This window comes from Corallococcus sp. CA047B, from assembly GCF_003612065.1.
GTDB classification, from domain to species: domain Bacteria; phylum Myxococcota; class Myxococcia; order Myxococcales; family Myxococcaceae; genus Corallococcus; species Corallococcus praedator.
In genome coordinates this window covers 73,567-86,675 of record NZ_RAWD01000006.1, presented here as the reverse complement: position 1 = coordinate 86,675, position 13,109 = coordinate 73,567, and the positions used below count along the sequence as shown (strand labels likewise).

Here is a 13,109-nt window from a genome sequence, read left to right as displayed (position 1 = left end):
CTCCCGCCCCACGCCCGCGCAGACGCCGGCCGTGAAGGCCCCGCCCTCGCCGGCGGACGCGGAGTCCATCGCCCAGGCCGACATGGAGCTGGGGCTGCTGGAGGAGTTCCCGGACGCCGACGCGCAGAGCGGCATCGCGTCCGCCATGCTGCACGCGCACTCGGATGCGCCGGTGTCGCAGAACCGCATCGTGGAGCGCCTGAAGCAGGACGGCCGCCTGGAGTCGCTCTTCGGTGAGGTGTTCCGCGAGGACAACCCCTTCGTGGAGCAGCCGCACAAGGCCGCCATCGTGCGCGCGCTCGACACGGCGCTCACCCGCGGCACGGTGACGTCCGACGACCTGCGCGCCTTCTCCCGTGGCACCTACGCCCAGGAGTGGCAGCAGATTGGCGTGGCACTGGGCGACGCCCGGAAATAACCGGCTTCCCCGCTTCGCCCCCATCGCTTCACGCTTCTTCACGCGCGCGCCGGTTGCGCCGTGACGCGTGCGCGCGAGGATGGGGCCGCCATGGAAAGCCCGTTGCGCTTCATCCTGTTCTTCCTCTTCGTCGGCGTCGCGGCGGTCTACGTCCACATCTATCTGTACCGGCGCCTGTTCCGGGACACGTCTGAAAGCCGTGCGTGGCGGCTCACCGGCAAGGTGCTGCTGACGCTGCTGTGCCTGCCGCTGCTGTTGTCGTGGGTGGTGACGCGCGTGCTGCCCTCCGCGTTCGCCATGGCCGTCATGTCGTGGACGTGGATGGGCGTGGCCGTGTACCTGCTGCTCTCCCTGGCGACGCTGGGCGGGGTGCGCTGGCTCGTCGCCCGGACGCGGGGCCACCGGGGCGTGAAGGCCCCCGTCGCGGCGCCATCCCAGGAGCCGGTGGCGACGCCCTCCCTGGCGGAGCTGTCCGTCACCGTCCCGCCCCCTGGCGTGGACGAGGACCGGCGCCGGTTCCTGGCCCGGGCCACCGCGGGCGGCGCGGTGCTGGCGGCCGGCGGCCTGACGGGCTTTGGCATGTGGAGCGCCTTCCACCCGCCGGTGGTGAATGAAGTCACGGTGCGGCTGCCCGGCCTGCCCAAGGCCCTGGACGGCTTCAGCATCGTCCACATGAGCGACATCCACGTGGGCCCCATCATCCAGCGCCGCTTCATGGACGAGCTGGTGCGCCGGGCCAACGCGCTCAAGCCGGACCTGGTGGCCATCACCGGCGACCTGGTGGACGGCACGGTGAGCGACCTGGCCCACTCCGTGGCCGCGCTCCAGAACCTGAAGGCGCGCGCGGGCACGCACTTCATCACCGGCAACCACGAGTACTACTGGAACTCGAGCGCCTGGGCGGACGCGCTCACCGGCCTGGGCATCACGGTGTTGCGCAACCGTCACGTGTCCATCGGGGACGCGGGCGGCGCGTTCGACCTGGTGGGCGTGGACGACTGGTCCATGCGCAACGGGCCGCAGGGCTACAACCTGGACGCCGCGCTCGCCGGCCGGAACCCGGACCGGGCCTCCGTGCTGCTCGCACACCAACCTTCCAATTGGGATGTGGCGGCGAAGGCCGGCATGGGACTGCAACTGTCCGGGCACACCCACGGCGGACAGTTCTTCCCCTTCACCGTCGCCGTGTCCGCCATCTGGAAGCACGACGCCGGCCTCTTCCAGGAGGGCGACCGCCACCTGTACGTCAGCCGGGGCACCGGTTTCTGGGGCCCGCCCCTGCGCGTCGCCGCGCCGTCCGAAATCGTTAAGGTGACGCTTATCTCGTGAGGTGTAGATTTACCCGGAAATGAGCAAGGAACCAGCGAAGCGCGAAATCAAGCAGGAGCGGGCAGCGCGGACGCGGGTCGAAATCCTGGAGGCCGCCATCACATTGTTCGCTCGGCGGGGATACCTGTCGACGACGATGTCGGACCTGGCGAAGGCCATCCGGATGACGCCCGGCGCGCTGTACTGGCACTTCCCCACCAAGGAAGACCTGCTGCTGGCGGCCATCGAGGAGCTGCACTCCCGCTACCAGGCGGAGTTCCTGCCACTGCTCACCGAGCGCCGGATCCTCTCCGGCCGGGAGCAGCTGGTGTTCGTCGTCTCGCGCACCTCGCAGTTCCTGCGCTACCACCGCGAGTACGGCATCTTCTTCGGGATGCTGTCCGCCGAGTCCGCGGAGTCCAACGACCGCGTGACCGAGCTGCTGCGGGAGAAGATCGCCATCTACGTGCAGGTGCTGGCGGGGATGATCCGCTACGGCCAGAAGCGCAAGGAGTTCCGCGAAGAGGTGGACCCGCTGCACATGGCCCACACGATGATGGGCGGCTACCTGGGCATCCTGCTGCACCACAACCTGTTCCGCGCCATCGTGAACTACGACCCGCTGATGGCGTCGTTGGATCAGATCCTCTCCGGCGGCCTGCACGTGCGCGGCCCGCTGGGCTAGCCAGCGCCCCCCGGAAACGAAGACGCCCGCCCCCCGATGCGCTGGGGAGCGGGCGTCTTGTCATTTCAGGGGATTCACGACGGCGGTACACCCCGCCTCCCTCCACCTTCGAGGGAAGCGGAGCGGGGTCCGCGCGCTACGGCAGTTCGACCGGGCTCTTCGAGCTCTGCGGCTGGCGCACGGCGCGGGTCACGAAGTCCGTCGAGTTGTCGTCCGTGTCGTAGCCATTGCCCAGGGTTTCGTCCGCGCCGCCCACCGCCATCGTCGCGGAGGTGGAGGTGGCCTTGGCCTTGCGCTCCAGGCTGCCACCGGACGCGGGGTGCGCCGGAGCGGCCTTGCCTTCCGGGCCCGCGCCCGTGCCGTAGCCCATCAGGTCCACCACGTTCGGGTCCGTGGCCGTGGTGCCCATGGCGCCCGTGCCGATGCGGATGTGGCCGCCCGCCGTCATGCTGGCCGACGAGTTGATGCCGGACGTCTCGTCCGCGGTGACCTTGGGGTCGGAGAAGGTGCTGCTGCCAATCAGGTAGTAGCCGTGCGCCTTGATGACGGCATCCGCCTTCAGGGTGAAGGACCCGGAGTAGGTGGCGCCGGTGGCGGAGCGGTACTGGACCTTCCACCCGCCGATGCTCACGTCCTGGTTGGTGGGGTTGTAGAGCTCCACGAACTCGTCGGTCGCCGACGCCGTCGTGCCACCGCAAACCTCGCTGATGACCACGTGGCCCACGTTGGCGACGAGGCTCACGGTGATGGCCGCGGACTTCGTCACGCCCGCGTAGGACGCGTTGAGCTGGGTGCTGCCCTCCGCGCTCCCCGCCGTGAACGTCACCGAGGCGGTCGTCTGACCCTCCGGCACCGTCACCGTCGCGGACGACAGCTCACCCACGCCCGAGGGCGCGAGCACCACGTCCACCACCGCACCGCCCGCCGGGGCCTTGCGGTCCAGCGTCACGGTGAACACCTGCGTCTTGCCCGCGTTCACCGTCACCACGTCCGGCGTGATGCTGGCGAGCTTCGGGGGCGGAGGCAGCACGGTCAGCGCGCCCGTGCGCGTGATGCCGTTGAGCGAGGCGGACACGGAGCCCGCCCCTTCCCCGTCCGCCGCCGCGGTGAACACCACCGTCGCCGTCGTCTCACCGGGGTTCACCGTCACCGACGTGCTGGCCAGCGCGCCGAAGGGCGTGCCCGTGGGCGACGTCAGCGACAGCAGCACCTGCACCGCGGTCGTGGGCGCGGACTCCAGCGTCACCGTGTACACCTGCTGCGCGCCCGCGTTCACCGTGGCGGTGGACGGGGAGAGCGACACCAGCCGGGGCACGTCCGTGATGACGTTCACGGTGGCGTCCAGGGTCTGGCCGACATGGGTCACCGTCAACGTGCCGGCACCGGTGCTGGCCTCGTCCACGGTGAAGTCGAAGGTGGCGCTCTGCGCATCCGTGGCCACCGTCGCGTTGGTGAAGGCGCCGAAGCCCGCGGGAGACACCGTCAGCCCCAGCGTCGTGCCGGCCGGCGCGGGCCGGTCGAACGTCACCGTGAAGCGCCCCGTTCCACCCGGCGCCAGCCCCTGCGTCCGCGGCGTGAGGTTCGTGATGGACGCGGCCTCGTCCGTGCCCAGCACGCGCAACGTGGTCGTCTGCGAGGACGCGCCCAGCGTCGCGGTGAGGGTCACCGCCGCCGAGGGCGCCAGCGCCTGCAGCGCCACCGTGGCGCTCGTCTGGCCCGCGGGGATGACGACCTGTCCACCCACCGCGTTCAACGCCGCCGAATCGCTGGAGGTGATGGACACGGTGATGTCCACCACGGAGGCGAACGCCACCGACACCGTGAGCGCCTGGGGAATGGCGCTGGCGTTGCCCACGCGCGCGAAGCCGCCGGACGTGAAGGCCGTCAGGGCCGGCAGCGGCGTGAGCATGTCGACGACGCCCCGGGGCAGCAGCTTGTGGTCGCTGAAGGTGTAGGTCAGCACGCCGCGCAGCACGCGGTACTCGGTGCCCAGGACCTGCGTCGGGTAGGTGTAGGCCTGGTCGTCCACCATCAGGCCCGTGGCCGTCGGAGTCCCGGACTTGTTCTCATCGACGATGAACTCGCGCTGGGCGTTCTCCAGGCGGGTGTTGAACACGTTCTGGACCTCCACCAGCGCGCCCTCCAGGGCCTTCGCCCGGGGACCACCGGTGCGGATGGCCTCCGTGCGCACGACCACCGGCGCGGGCAGCGCGTTGCCGGAGCTGTGCTTCGTCACCGTGGCATCCGTGACCTCCAGCAGGCCGAAGTACTCCTTCAGCGTGCCTTCCACCCGGATGTTGTCACCCACCGCCACGGCCGCCTTGTCCGAGTAGATGTAGAGGCCGGAGTTCTCCGCCCCCATGCCCGCCGGATAGTTGGCCACCTGCACCCAGTAGCCACGCGTCGACTTCGCATCCACGGCGGTCACCACCACGTCGTCCACCGCCACCTTGGCGTTCACGAGCGACGTCTTGCCGGAGGAGGGCGTCGTCTTCACGTCGTAGACGGTGACGGGGCACGCGGCGCCGTTGGCGTTGGCGACCTGGCACGGATCGCACTCGTCGCCCACGCCGTCGCCGTCCGCGTCCTTCTGGTCCGGGTTGGGCACGAGCGGGCAGTTGTCGCCGGGAGCGACGATGCCGTCGTAGTCGAAGTCCGAGGGGTCGGTGGCCTCGCAGGCGCCGGCCGCCGCGGGGCAGCCGTCGCAGGCGTCGCCCTTGCCGTCAGCGTCGGTGTCCTTCTGGTTCGCGTTGGCCACGTACGGGCAGTTGTCACGCCACGTCGGCACGCCGTCGTGGTCGTCGTCCTCGCCGCGGAAGGCCACACAGGCGGTGGTGCCCGCCTCCAGGGGGCACGGGTCGCACGCATCGCCCACGCCGTCACCATCCGTGTCCGCCTGGCGCCCGTCGTCCATGGGACGCACGGGGTTGAAGATGGCCGGGCAGTTGTCCGTGGCGGCCGGGATGCCGTCCGCGTCCGCGTCGTCCGCGCTCGCCACGCCCGAATAGACGGTGGAGCCGTTGACCGCGGCGACGGGGAAGACGGTGCCTACCGCGTTGCGCGCCGGCTCGCACGTCGGCTCGTTGGCGGGCGTCTCACAGGCGAACAGCGGGTAGAGGTTCCGGGTGTCCGTCGAGCCCTGGAACGCCGTCAGGTTCTTGCCAATCTCCGACTGCACGCACGCGGCCTTCTGGGTGCCACACACGGCCAGCGCGTCACAGGTGTCCGCGCCCTTGAGGCCGTCCACCAGGGCCTGGTCGCCGTAGAGCGGCTTGCCACCGCGCATCGTCAGGACCACGTCCTGCGGATCCGCGGCGATGACCGCGCGGTACGGAGAGCCGGCGTAGGCGCCCTGCCGGAAGATGGCCAGGTCCGCCAGCTTGCCCGGCTTGATGCGGCCCACCTTCTCATAGACGTCCACCGCGTCCGCCGCGTTGGCCGTCACCATGCGCCACAGCTCCTCGTCGGTGAAGGTCTTGGCGTAGCGGGTGGAGTTGAGGTGGTCCGCGCAGCGCAGCTCGCGCAGCAGGTTCATGGAGCCGGAGCGGATCCAGTCCGTGCCCAGGGAGACGGACACGCCCAGCGTCTTGAACGCCGTCACCATGGCCGTGTCGCCGTACAGCGAGACGTTGGTGCGCGGCGACCAGACCAGGCCGGTGCCGTGCGCGGCCATCTGCGAAATCTCCCGGGCGGTGAGGCCCACGCCGTGGATGATGGCCGAGCGCGGATACAGCACGCTGGCCGCCCCGGAGGACAGGCAGCGGAACTCGTTGAGGGACGAGGCCTCGATGCCTTCGGAGACGTGCGGCAGGTACGCGGACGTGCGCGACGCGACATCCGCCGCGGACGGGAAGGAGCTGTAGGCGCAGCTGCCCACCAGCTCGGTGCCGCCACTGTCGCCCAGGGGGAAGGTGTCCGAGTCCGCGGCGCCTTCACCCAGGCCCTCCTGCAGGGCCGAGGCCGACACGTCCAGGTTGCGCAGGAACCCCTTCTGGCCACCCGCGCCCGCGACGGAGGTGGTGCCCGCCATCACCTGGCGCAGCTCCGCCCAGAGGATGGCGTCCGCCTTGGCGCTGCCCGAGTTGTTGAGCTGGGTGTGGCTGTTGTTGCCCGTGCGCCAGTCGTTGCGGTGCTCGTAGCGCTCCGTGCTGTTGCTGGCCAGGGGCGCGCCCTGGAAGCTGATGTGGTCGTGCGGGTTGATGAGGCCCGGGGAGATGACACCCGTGGGGCACATCACCTGCGTCGCGTCCGCGGCGCCGGCCGCCGTCGAGCAGTCGCACGCGGAGCAGGTGATGACGCCCTGCGCATCCACCAGCACCTGGCCGCCCAGGAACGTCTCACCGTCCGTGAGCACCACGCCGGTGAACAGCGTGCCCGCCGTGCCCGCCTTCGTCACCGCGCACGTGGCGCCGTCCGGAAGCGCCGCGGGAGGCGTGGCCCAACACTGCGTCGTCTTGGTGGGCGTGACGGTACAGTCCGCCTCGCACCCGTCGCCGCTCACCGCGTTGCCGTCGTCACAGACCTCCGTGACTTCCTTCTCGCCGTCGCCACACTTCGACGGAGTCAGCGTGCAGTTGGCTTCGCACCCGTCGGCCCCTTCCTTGTTGCCGTCGTCGCACTGCTCGCTTCCCTCCTTCTTGCCGTCGCCGCACACCACCACGGGAACTTCAGGATCATCGGATCCACAGGCACTGCCCAAAAGGAGGACCGCGCCCAGGGCGGCCAGCAATAAGCGGGGGGAGCTGCGCATGAAGCCTCCTGCCGGATAGGCAGTGCCGAGAAAGGTCGGAGCGTCGAGAAGCACCCCGGACCTCGCACGCGGCAGAGGACCCGGGGTGCAACATTTCAGCGATACCTGACCCGTGAAGTCCACTTCGTGGGACTCAAAGCGTCCGCCGTGTACCTGGAGGTGTGGTAGGAGCGCACCCAACGTGTGGGGGAGCGTGCTCATGACGCGGGCGCACAAGGTCTAGAGTAGGGGGGCACATGATCACCCGGAATCCGTCGAGTACCGTTTCCCGCTTCCTCGAAGGGCACCTGCGGCGCGATGCGCAGGCGCGTGAGCTGTCGGTCGCGCGCTTCATGAGCATCCTGTCCGGCATCTGCGTGGTGGTGGCCGCGGCGCTGGGTCCGTCCATGGGCTGGGACCTGACGCTGGCGCTGATGGGACTGTCGGCGGTGCTGGCGGGCTATTACGCGGTGATGTGGGCGGTGCTGCGCAAGGGCGTCTTCCACCCGGCCATCCCGTGGCTCAACGTGGCGATTGAAGTGAGCATCCCCGCGGTGGTGCTGACGTTCGACCTGCGCTACCAGGGGCCCGTCTACGCACTCACCGCGCCCACGATTGTCATCTGGGGCGCGCTGGTGACGCTGGCGGGCCTGCGCAGCAACCCGCGCCTGGGACTGGCCGCGGGCGCGCTGGTGGCGGCCGAGTACCTGACGCTCTACTTCGGCTTCGTGCGGCCGCTGTTGCCGGAAAGTCCGCTCATCACGCTGGCGCCGCTGTTCATCTGCGTGCGCGCGTTCTTCTTCGTGGCCACCGGGGCGCTGACGGCGGTGCTCGCGCGGCACTTCCTGGAGCGCACCCGGAGCGCGCTCGCGTCGCTGCGCGAGCAGGAGGTGATGGGCAAGTACGTGCTGCATGAGCGGCTGGGCGCGGGCGGCATGGCGGAGGTGTACCGGGCCACGTACTCGCCCGAGGGCGGCTTCGAGAAGCAGGTGGCCCTCAAGCGCATCCTGCCGTCGTTCGCGGACGACGCGTCCTTCGTGACGATGTTCCGCCGCGAGGCGGAGCTGTGCTCGTCGCTCAACCACCCCAACATCGTCCAGGTGTTCGACCTGGGCCGCCACGGCGGCACCTACTTCCTGGCGATGGAGTACGTGGACGGGCTGCCGCTCAGCGGCGTGCTCAAGCCGCAGGTCCGCAAGCCGCTGCCGCTTTCGGCCGCGACGTTCCTGGCCGCGGAGCTGGCGTCCGCGCTGGACTACGTGCACCGCAAGACGAGCCCGGACGGAGAGCTCCTGCGGCTGGTGCACCGCGACGTCAACCCGCCCAACGTCCTCATCTCGCGCATCGGCGAGGTGAAGCTGTCGGACTTCGGCATCGCGCGCGACGCGGCCCGCGCGAACCTCACGGTGGCCGGCAGCGTGCGCGGCAAGCTGGGGTACATGGCACCGGAGCAGGCCATGGGCCGGGACTTCGACGGGCGGGCGGACCTGTTCGCGCTGGGGCTCACGCTGCATGAGGCCCTCACCGGCCGGCGCGCACTGAGCGGCCATTCGGAGGAGCTGCTCCTGCGCGCGGCGGTGGATCAGGAGGTCGTCCCGCCCTCGCAGCTCAACCCCGCGGTGCCGGTGGCGCTGGACGCCATCGTCATGTCGCTCCTGCAGAAGGACCCGCAGCGGCGCACGCCCAACGGCGCGGCACTGCGCCAGCAACTCCTGGCGCTGGAGGGCCCCGCGGCCCCCTTCCCCCATGGACAGGCGGAGCTGGGACGGGTGGCGCGCGAGGCGAAGGCGCTCGCGACGGCGCTGACGAAGGAGGAGTCGGAGTCGTTCGCCGCCGTGGAGGCGCCGGCCGTGCGCTCGGCCTGAGGCCGGTCCCGTGCCCCCGGGGCGCGGAGCCGGGACGGTGCGGGAGCGCTGCACGGGGCATCGGAGCGCGCTACAACCCGACGCGTCCCCGCTCCTGGAGTGCGTCGCCTTGGACATCGCCGTCATCACCTACGCAGGAATGCCGCAGCTGTACCCGCTGGATGCGCCACTGGTACCCGCCCTGCGCGCGCTGGGGCTGGATGCCCGGCCGGTCATCTGGGACGACCCCTCCGTGGACTGGAGCAAGGTGCGCGCGGCGGTGGTGCGCAACGCGTGGGACAGCCACCTGCGCCGCGAGGAGTTCCTCGCGTGGGCGGAGCGGGTGGACGCCGTCACGCGGCTGTTCAACCCGTTGGACGTGCTGCGCTGGAACACGCACAAGGGCTACCTGAAGGACATGGAGGCCCGGGGGCTGCCCCTGACGCCCACCGTGTGGGTCGAGCCCGGCGGCACGCTGGACGTGGAGCAGGTGGCGCGCGAGCGGGACTGGGACGCGGTGGTGCTCAAGCCCGCGGTGGCGGCCGGCGGGCTCAAGGTCTTCATCTTCCGGCGCGAAGCGCTGCGCGACGCGAGCGCGAAGGTGACGGAGCTCGCGAAGGAGGGCGACGTGATGGTGCAGCCCTACCTCACCGCCTTCGAGACGGAGGGCGAGCGCTCCTACATCTTCTTCAACGGAGTCTTCAGCCACGCGGTGCGCCGCCCGCCCACGTTGGCCTCAGCGCCCCGGGGCTTCGCGGAGCCGCACGCGTTCACGCCGGACAACCCGGCGGAGCTCAAGGTGGCGGAGGCGGTGCTGGAGGCGTCCGGTGGCGCGCGGCTGTTGTATGCGCGCGTGGACGTGGCCACGGACAACGCGGGGCGCACCCGGTTGCAGGAGGTGGAGGTGACGGAGCCGTGCCTGTTCCTCACCCTGGATGCGGCGGCGCCGGAGCGGTTCGCCCGGGCCGTCATCGCCCGGCTGTAGCGTCCGGCCGGAGGTTCACGCTCGCCGGCCATTCGACCACTCGTGGACACCTGCGAACGCGGTGTGGCGGCGAGGGGTCGTGATGGGGTTATGTGTGGAGCATGCGCGCCCTGTTGCTCTCGTTGCTCATCCGCCAGCACATGGCCCTCAAGGAGAAGTTCAGCGCCAAGTACCCGCACGCCTGGTTGGTGTGGGAGGCGGGCGCGTGGAACGTCCCTGAAGAGCAGAATGTGTCGGCCACGCGGTTGCCCATGATGGACCTGCGCGACTGCCTGCCCGCGGGCGACGCGCTGTGCTTCGAGCTGATGGGGGTGGCGGAGCGCGGCCCCTTGAAGCTGGGGCGCGCCGAGCACAACACCTTCGTCGTCAACGACGCCACGGTGTCGCGCGAGCAGCTGGCCCTGCACCCCACCCCGGAGGGGCGCTGGACGGTGGAGCGGCTGGCGCACTCCCGGCCGGTGACGGTGAATGGCGGAACGCTGGAGCCCGAGCAGCCCCGGGTGCTTCAGCCCGGCGATGAGCTGAAGGTGGGCGACGTGCGCCTCACCTTCCACGACGCCGTGTCGTTCAACGCGCGCATCGGCCGTATCGCCGCGCAGGTGCTGGCACAGGCCTCCTCTCCGCCGCCGCGCTGACGCGAAGGCCGTGCGCCGCCTCCGGGAAGCCGTGAGCCCGGAAGCGCGGCACCGGATGCCGCGAACCCGACCTCAGGTGGCCGCGACGGACAGCGGACCGCCCCGGGCCCCTACCGCCCCACGGTGCCGAGCGTCGTGTCCCGGGGGTTCGGTGCCGTGGCGACCCACACCGCACCGCCCGCGAGCAACGCCGCCGCGCCCACGCCGGCCCAGACGTACCAGCGACGCGACCAGGGCTTGGAGGCCTGCGTCGTCACCGCGCCTTCCGGCACCTGCATCGCCAGGGCCTCGGAGGCCCCGTTCTTCTCCTGCGCGGCGACCGGCGTCGCGGAGGGATTCGCGGCGAGCCTCGCCTGGCTGGCGCGCGCCTCCGCCAACGCGGCCTGCTCACGCGCCCGCTGCAGCTCGCGGTCCCGCGTGAAGCGTTCGCGCTCCCGGCGCTGCTCCTCCTGGGCGCGCGCCTTGCCGTCCATCTCCGCGATGAGCTCGCGCACCACGTCCGCGTTCGCGGGCTCCTCCGACGACAGCGCCAGGTAGCGCCGGTAGAAGAAGGCCGCGCGCGACGGGTTGTTCAACTGCCGGTGGCACTGCGCGATGTTGAAGAGGAACGCGGGCAGCGGCTTGAGGCGGTACGACTCGCTGAAGGCCTTGAGCGCCCGGTCGAACTCACCCAGGTCGTACGCCAGGTTGCCTTCGGAGAAGCGATCGCGCGCCTGGGCTTCCGAAGAAACCGTGGGCGCCTCCTGCGCCACCACCGGCAGCGGCGCGCCCAGCCCGAGCGCCAGCACGAGGCTCAGCGCCTTGCGGTCAATGCGCCGCGAATGGATCAATGACCGCATCCCTGCTTCCTCCCTTGCGGCCCGGCCCGCGAGCCGGCGCGCGGCGCGGCCCCGCGCTCGCCTTCACGAGCGGCACGGTCAGCTCCGCGGCGGCGGCATCCTGCTTCAGCTCCACCGCGCGCTCCAGCGGAACGTAGCCCGCCAGCTCCACGCGAAGCTGCGACGGCACCGCCCGCCGGGCCAGCGCCTTCGTCAGCGGCGTGACGCCCAGCTCCTCCCCGGTGTCCACGCGAACCACCTTCGCGCCGGGCGGAGACGAGTGCACCGTCAGCGTCACCGCGTCGTTCGCGCCCGCGACCGTCCCGCTCGCGGCGGCCGTGGCCCCCTCCACCTGGACGACGTCGGCTTCGGGCGAGCGCGACGGATGCAGGCGCTTCCACGTCGTGATGCCGGACACCAGCGCCAGCGCGGCCAGCGCCGCCGACACCTGGAGCCGCCGGTCGCGCAGCACGGAGGGCACCCGCATGCGCAGGGTGGGCCGCTCCAGCTCCTCCACGGGAGACAGGGCGGAAGGCGCCGCCGTCACGGCGGGCAGCAGCAGCAGCGCGGTGGTGACCTCCGCCAGTTGCTGCGGCCGGGCTTCCGGCTCCTTCGCCAGGCAGCGCATCACCAGCGCCGCGAGCGCGGGCGGCATCGGTTCACCCGACGGCAGGTGCGAGGGCAGCGGCGGCGGCGGCTGGGTGATGATCTGCACCACCAGCTGCCCGAAGGCCGACGCCTGGAAGGGCGGATGGCCCGAGAGCATCTCGTAGAGGATGTTGCCCACCGCGTAGATGTCCGCGCGAGCGTCCACCGGCAGGCCCGCGGCCTGCTCCGGCGCCATGTACGCGGGCGTCCCGATGATGGTGCCATCCAGCGTGCCGGTGAGGCTCACGCCGGTCTGCGTCGTCATCAGCTTGGCGACGCCGAAGTCCAGCACCTTCACGAAGTCCGACTGCCCCGAGCGCTGGCTGATGAACAGGTTGTCCGGCTTGATGTCCCGGTGCACCACGCCCACCTGGTGGGCCGCGCCCAGCGCCGCGCACACCTGCACGGCCATGCGCTGCACCCGCGCGAGCGTCAGCCCCTCTTCCTTCAGCAGCGCGCCCAGGTTCTGGCCGCGCAAGAGCTCCATCACGCAGTAGACGTGCCCGTGGGGCGAGTCGTCCACGAAGTCGAAGACCTCCACGATGTGCTCGTGGTTGATCTGGTTGACGGTGCGCGCCTCCTGGAAGAAGCGCTGCACGAACGAGCTGTCCCGCGCGTGCTCCGGCCGCAGCACCTTGAGCGCCACCTGCCGACCCAGCCGCACATGCCGCGCCTGGAACACCCGCCCCATGGAGCCTTCACCCAGGAGCCGCTCGAGCTGGTAGTTGCCCAGCACCGTGCCCTCCTGGACCTCTTCTCCAGGCTGCGCCATCAGGGCCTGCGTCGTCCCGCCACCGTCGCTCACGGCGTCACCGTGGCCGGACAGGACTGTGTGGGCGAAGAGATCGTCGGTGACCATGGGGGGATCAGGTTTCCATGGCGGGGCGACCCTGCAACCCAGGGGCGGTCATCTATCGCTCCAACGACGGAAAAACTTTCGCCACGTGACGATTGGACCGCCCCACCCCGCATGGAGCTGTCCCATGTGCGGCCAATACGCACCTTCCGTCCACGGACATTGAAATACTTCTCCATACAG

9 protein-coding genes are annotated in these 13,109 nt (G+C 70.8%); 6 read left to right on the top strand and 3 right to left on the bottom strand.

The window, feature by feature from the left end:
* The 3 genes from D7X74_RS02470 to D7X74_RS02460 form a co-directional block, all read left to right on the top strand.
* Positions 1–418: hypothetical protein (locus tag D7X74_RS02470; RefSeq protein WP_120531290.1), on the top strand; the 418-nt coding region annotated here is incomplete at its 5' end.
* Between the two features lie 90 nt (positions 419–508).
* Positions 509–1,747, top strand: a complete 1,239-nt coding sequence (locus D7X74_RS02465; protein WP_120531285.1) for a metallophosphoesterase — start codon at positions 509–511, stop codon at positions 1,745–1,747.
* 19 nt (positions 1,748–1,766) lie between these two features.
* Positions 1,767–2,411: a TetR/AcrR family transcriptional regulator gene (locus D7X74_RS02460; protein ID WP_120531284.1), complete on the top strand. Its 645-nt coding sequence runs from the start codon at positions 1,767–1,769 to the stop codon at positions 2,409–2,411.
* A gap of 136 nt (positions 2,412–2,547) precedes the next feature.
* On the opposite strand, the gene D7X74_RS02455 is transcribed toward D7X74_RS02460, so the two are convergent.
* A complete protein-coding gene (locus D7X74_RS02455; RefSeq protein ID WP_120531283.1) occupies positions 2,548–7,161 on the bottom strand; it encodes an amidohydrolase family protein in 4,614 nt (1,537 codons plus the stop codon).
* Between the two features lie 236 nt (positions 7,162–7,397).
* Between D7X74_RS02455 and D7X74_RS02450 the strand changes: the two genes are divergently transcribed.
* The 3 genes from D7X74_RS02450 to D7X74_RS02440 all read left to right on the top strand — a co-directional run bounded on the left by D7X74_RS02450 (position 7,398) and on the right by D7X74_RS02440 (position 10,604).
* On the top strand, positions 7,398–9,005 hold the full coding sequence (locus tag D7X74_RS02450; protein ID WP_120531282.1) for a serine/threonine-protein kinase: 1,608 nt from the start codon (positions 7,398–7,400) through the stop codon (positions 9,003–9,005).
* A gap of 109 nt (positions 9,006–9,114) precedes the next feature.
* Complete coding sequence (locus tag D7X74_RS02445; RefSeq protein WP_120531281.1) at positions 9,115–9,969, top strand: RimK family alpha-L-glutamate ligase; 855 nt, start codon at positions 9,115–9,117, stop codon at positions 9,967–9,969.
* 101 nt (positions 9,970–10,070) lie between these two features.
* A complete protein-coding gene (locus tag D7X74_RS02440; protein ID WP_120531280.1) occupies positions 10,071–10,604 on the top strand; it encodes an FHA domain-containing protein in 534 nt (177 codons plus the stop codon).
* A 110-nt stretch (positions 10,605–10,714) separates the two neighbouring features.
* Here the strand turns inward: D7X74_RS02440 and D7X74_RS02435 are convergent, their stop codons facing one another.
* Both D7X74_RS02435 and D7X74_RS02430 read right to left on the bottom strand, forming a co-directional pair.
* Positions 10,715–11,443: a tetratricopeptide repeat protein gene (locus tag D7X74_RS02435; protein WP_147446445.1), complete on the bottom strand. Its 729-nt coding sequence runs from the start codon at positions 11,441–11,443 to the stop codon at positions 10,715–10,717.
* On the bottom strand, positions 11,412–12,929 hold the full coding sequence (locus tag D7X74_RS02430) for a serine/threonine-protein kinase (protein WP_120531278.1): 1,518 nt from the start codon (positions 12,927–12,929) through the stop codon (positions 11,412–11,414). The genes D7X74_RS02435 and D7X74_RS02430 overlap by 32 nt, the downstream gene beginning before the upstream one ends.
* Between the last annotated feature and the right edge of the window lie 180 nt (positions 12,930–13,109).

Coding starts and splice junctions, on each gene's coding strand:
- D7X74_RS02465 (WP_120531285.1), top strand. CDS start 509: ATGGAAAGCCCGTTGCGCTTCATCCTGTTCTTCCTCTTCGTCGGCGTC.
- D7X74_RS02460 (WP_120531284.1), top strand. CDS start 1,767: ATGAGCAAGGAACCAGCGAAGCGCGAAATCAAGCAGGAGCGGGCAGCG.
- D7X74_RS02430 (WP_120531278.1), bottom strand. CDS start 12,929: ATGGTCACCGACGATCTCTTCGCCCACACAGTCCTGTCCGGCCACGGT.
- D7X74_RS02450 (WP_120531282.1), top strand. CDS start 7,398: ATGATCACCCGGAATCCGTCGAGTACCGTTTCCCGCTTCCTCGAAGGG.
- D7X74_RS02455 (WP_120531283.1), bottom strand. CDS start 7,161: ATGCGCAGCTCCCCCCGCTTATTGCTGGCCGCCCTGGGCGCGGTCCTC.
- D7X74_RS02435 (WP_147446445.1), bottom strand. CDS start 11,443: ATGCGGTCATTGATCCATTCGCGGCGCATTGACCGCAAGGCGCTGAGC.
- D7X74_RS02440 (WP_120531280.1), top strand. CDS start 10,071: ATGCGCGCCCTGTTGCTCTCGTTGCTCATCCGCCAGCACATGGCCCTC.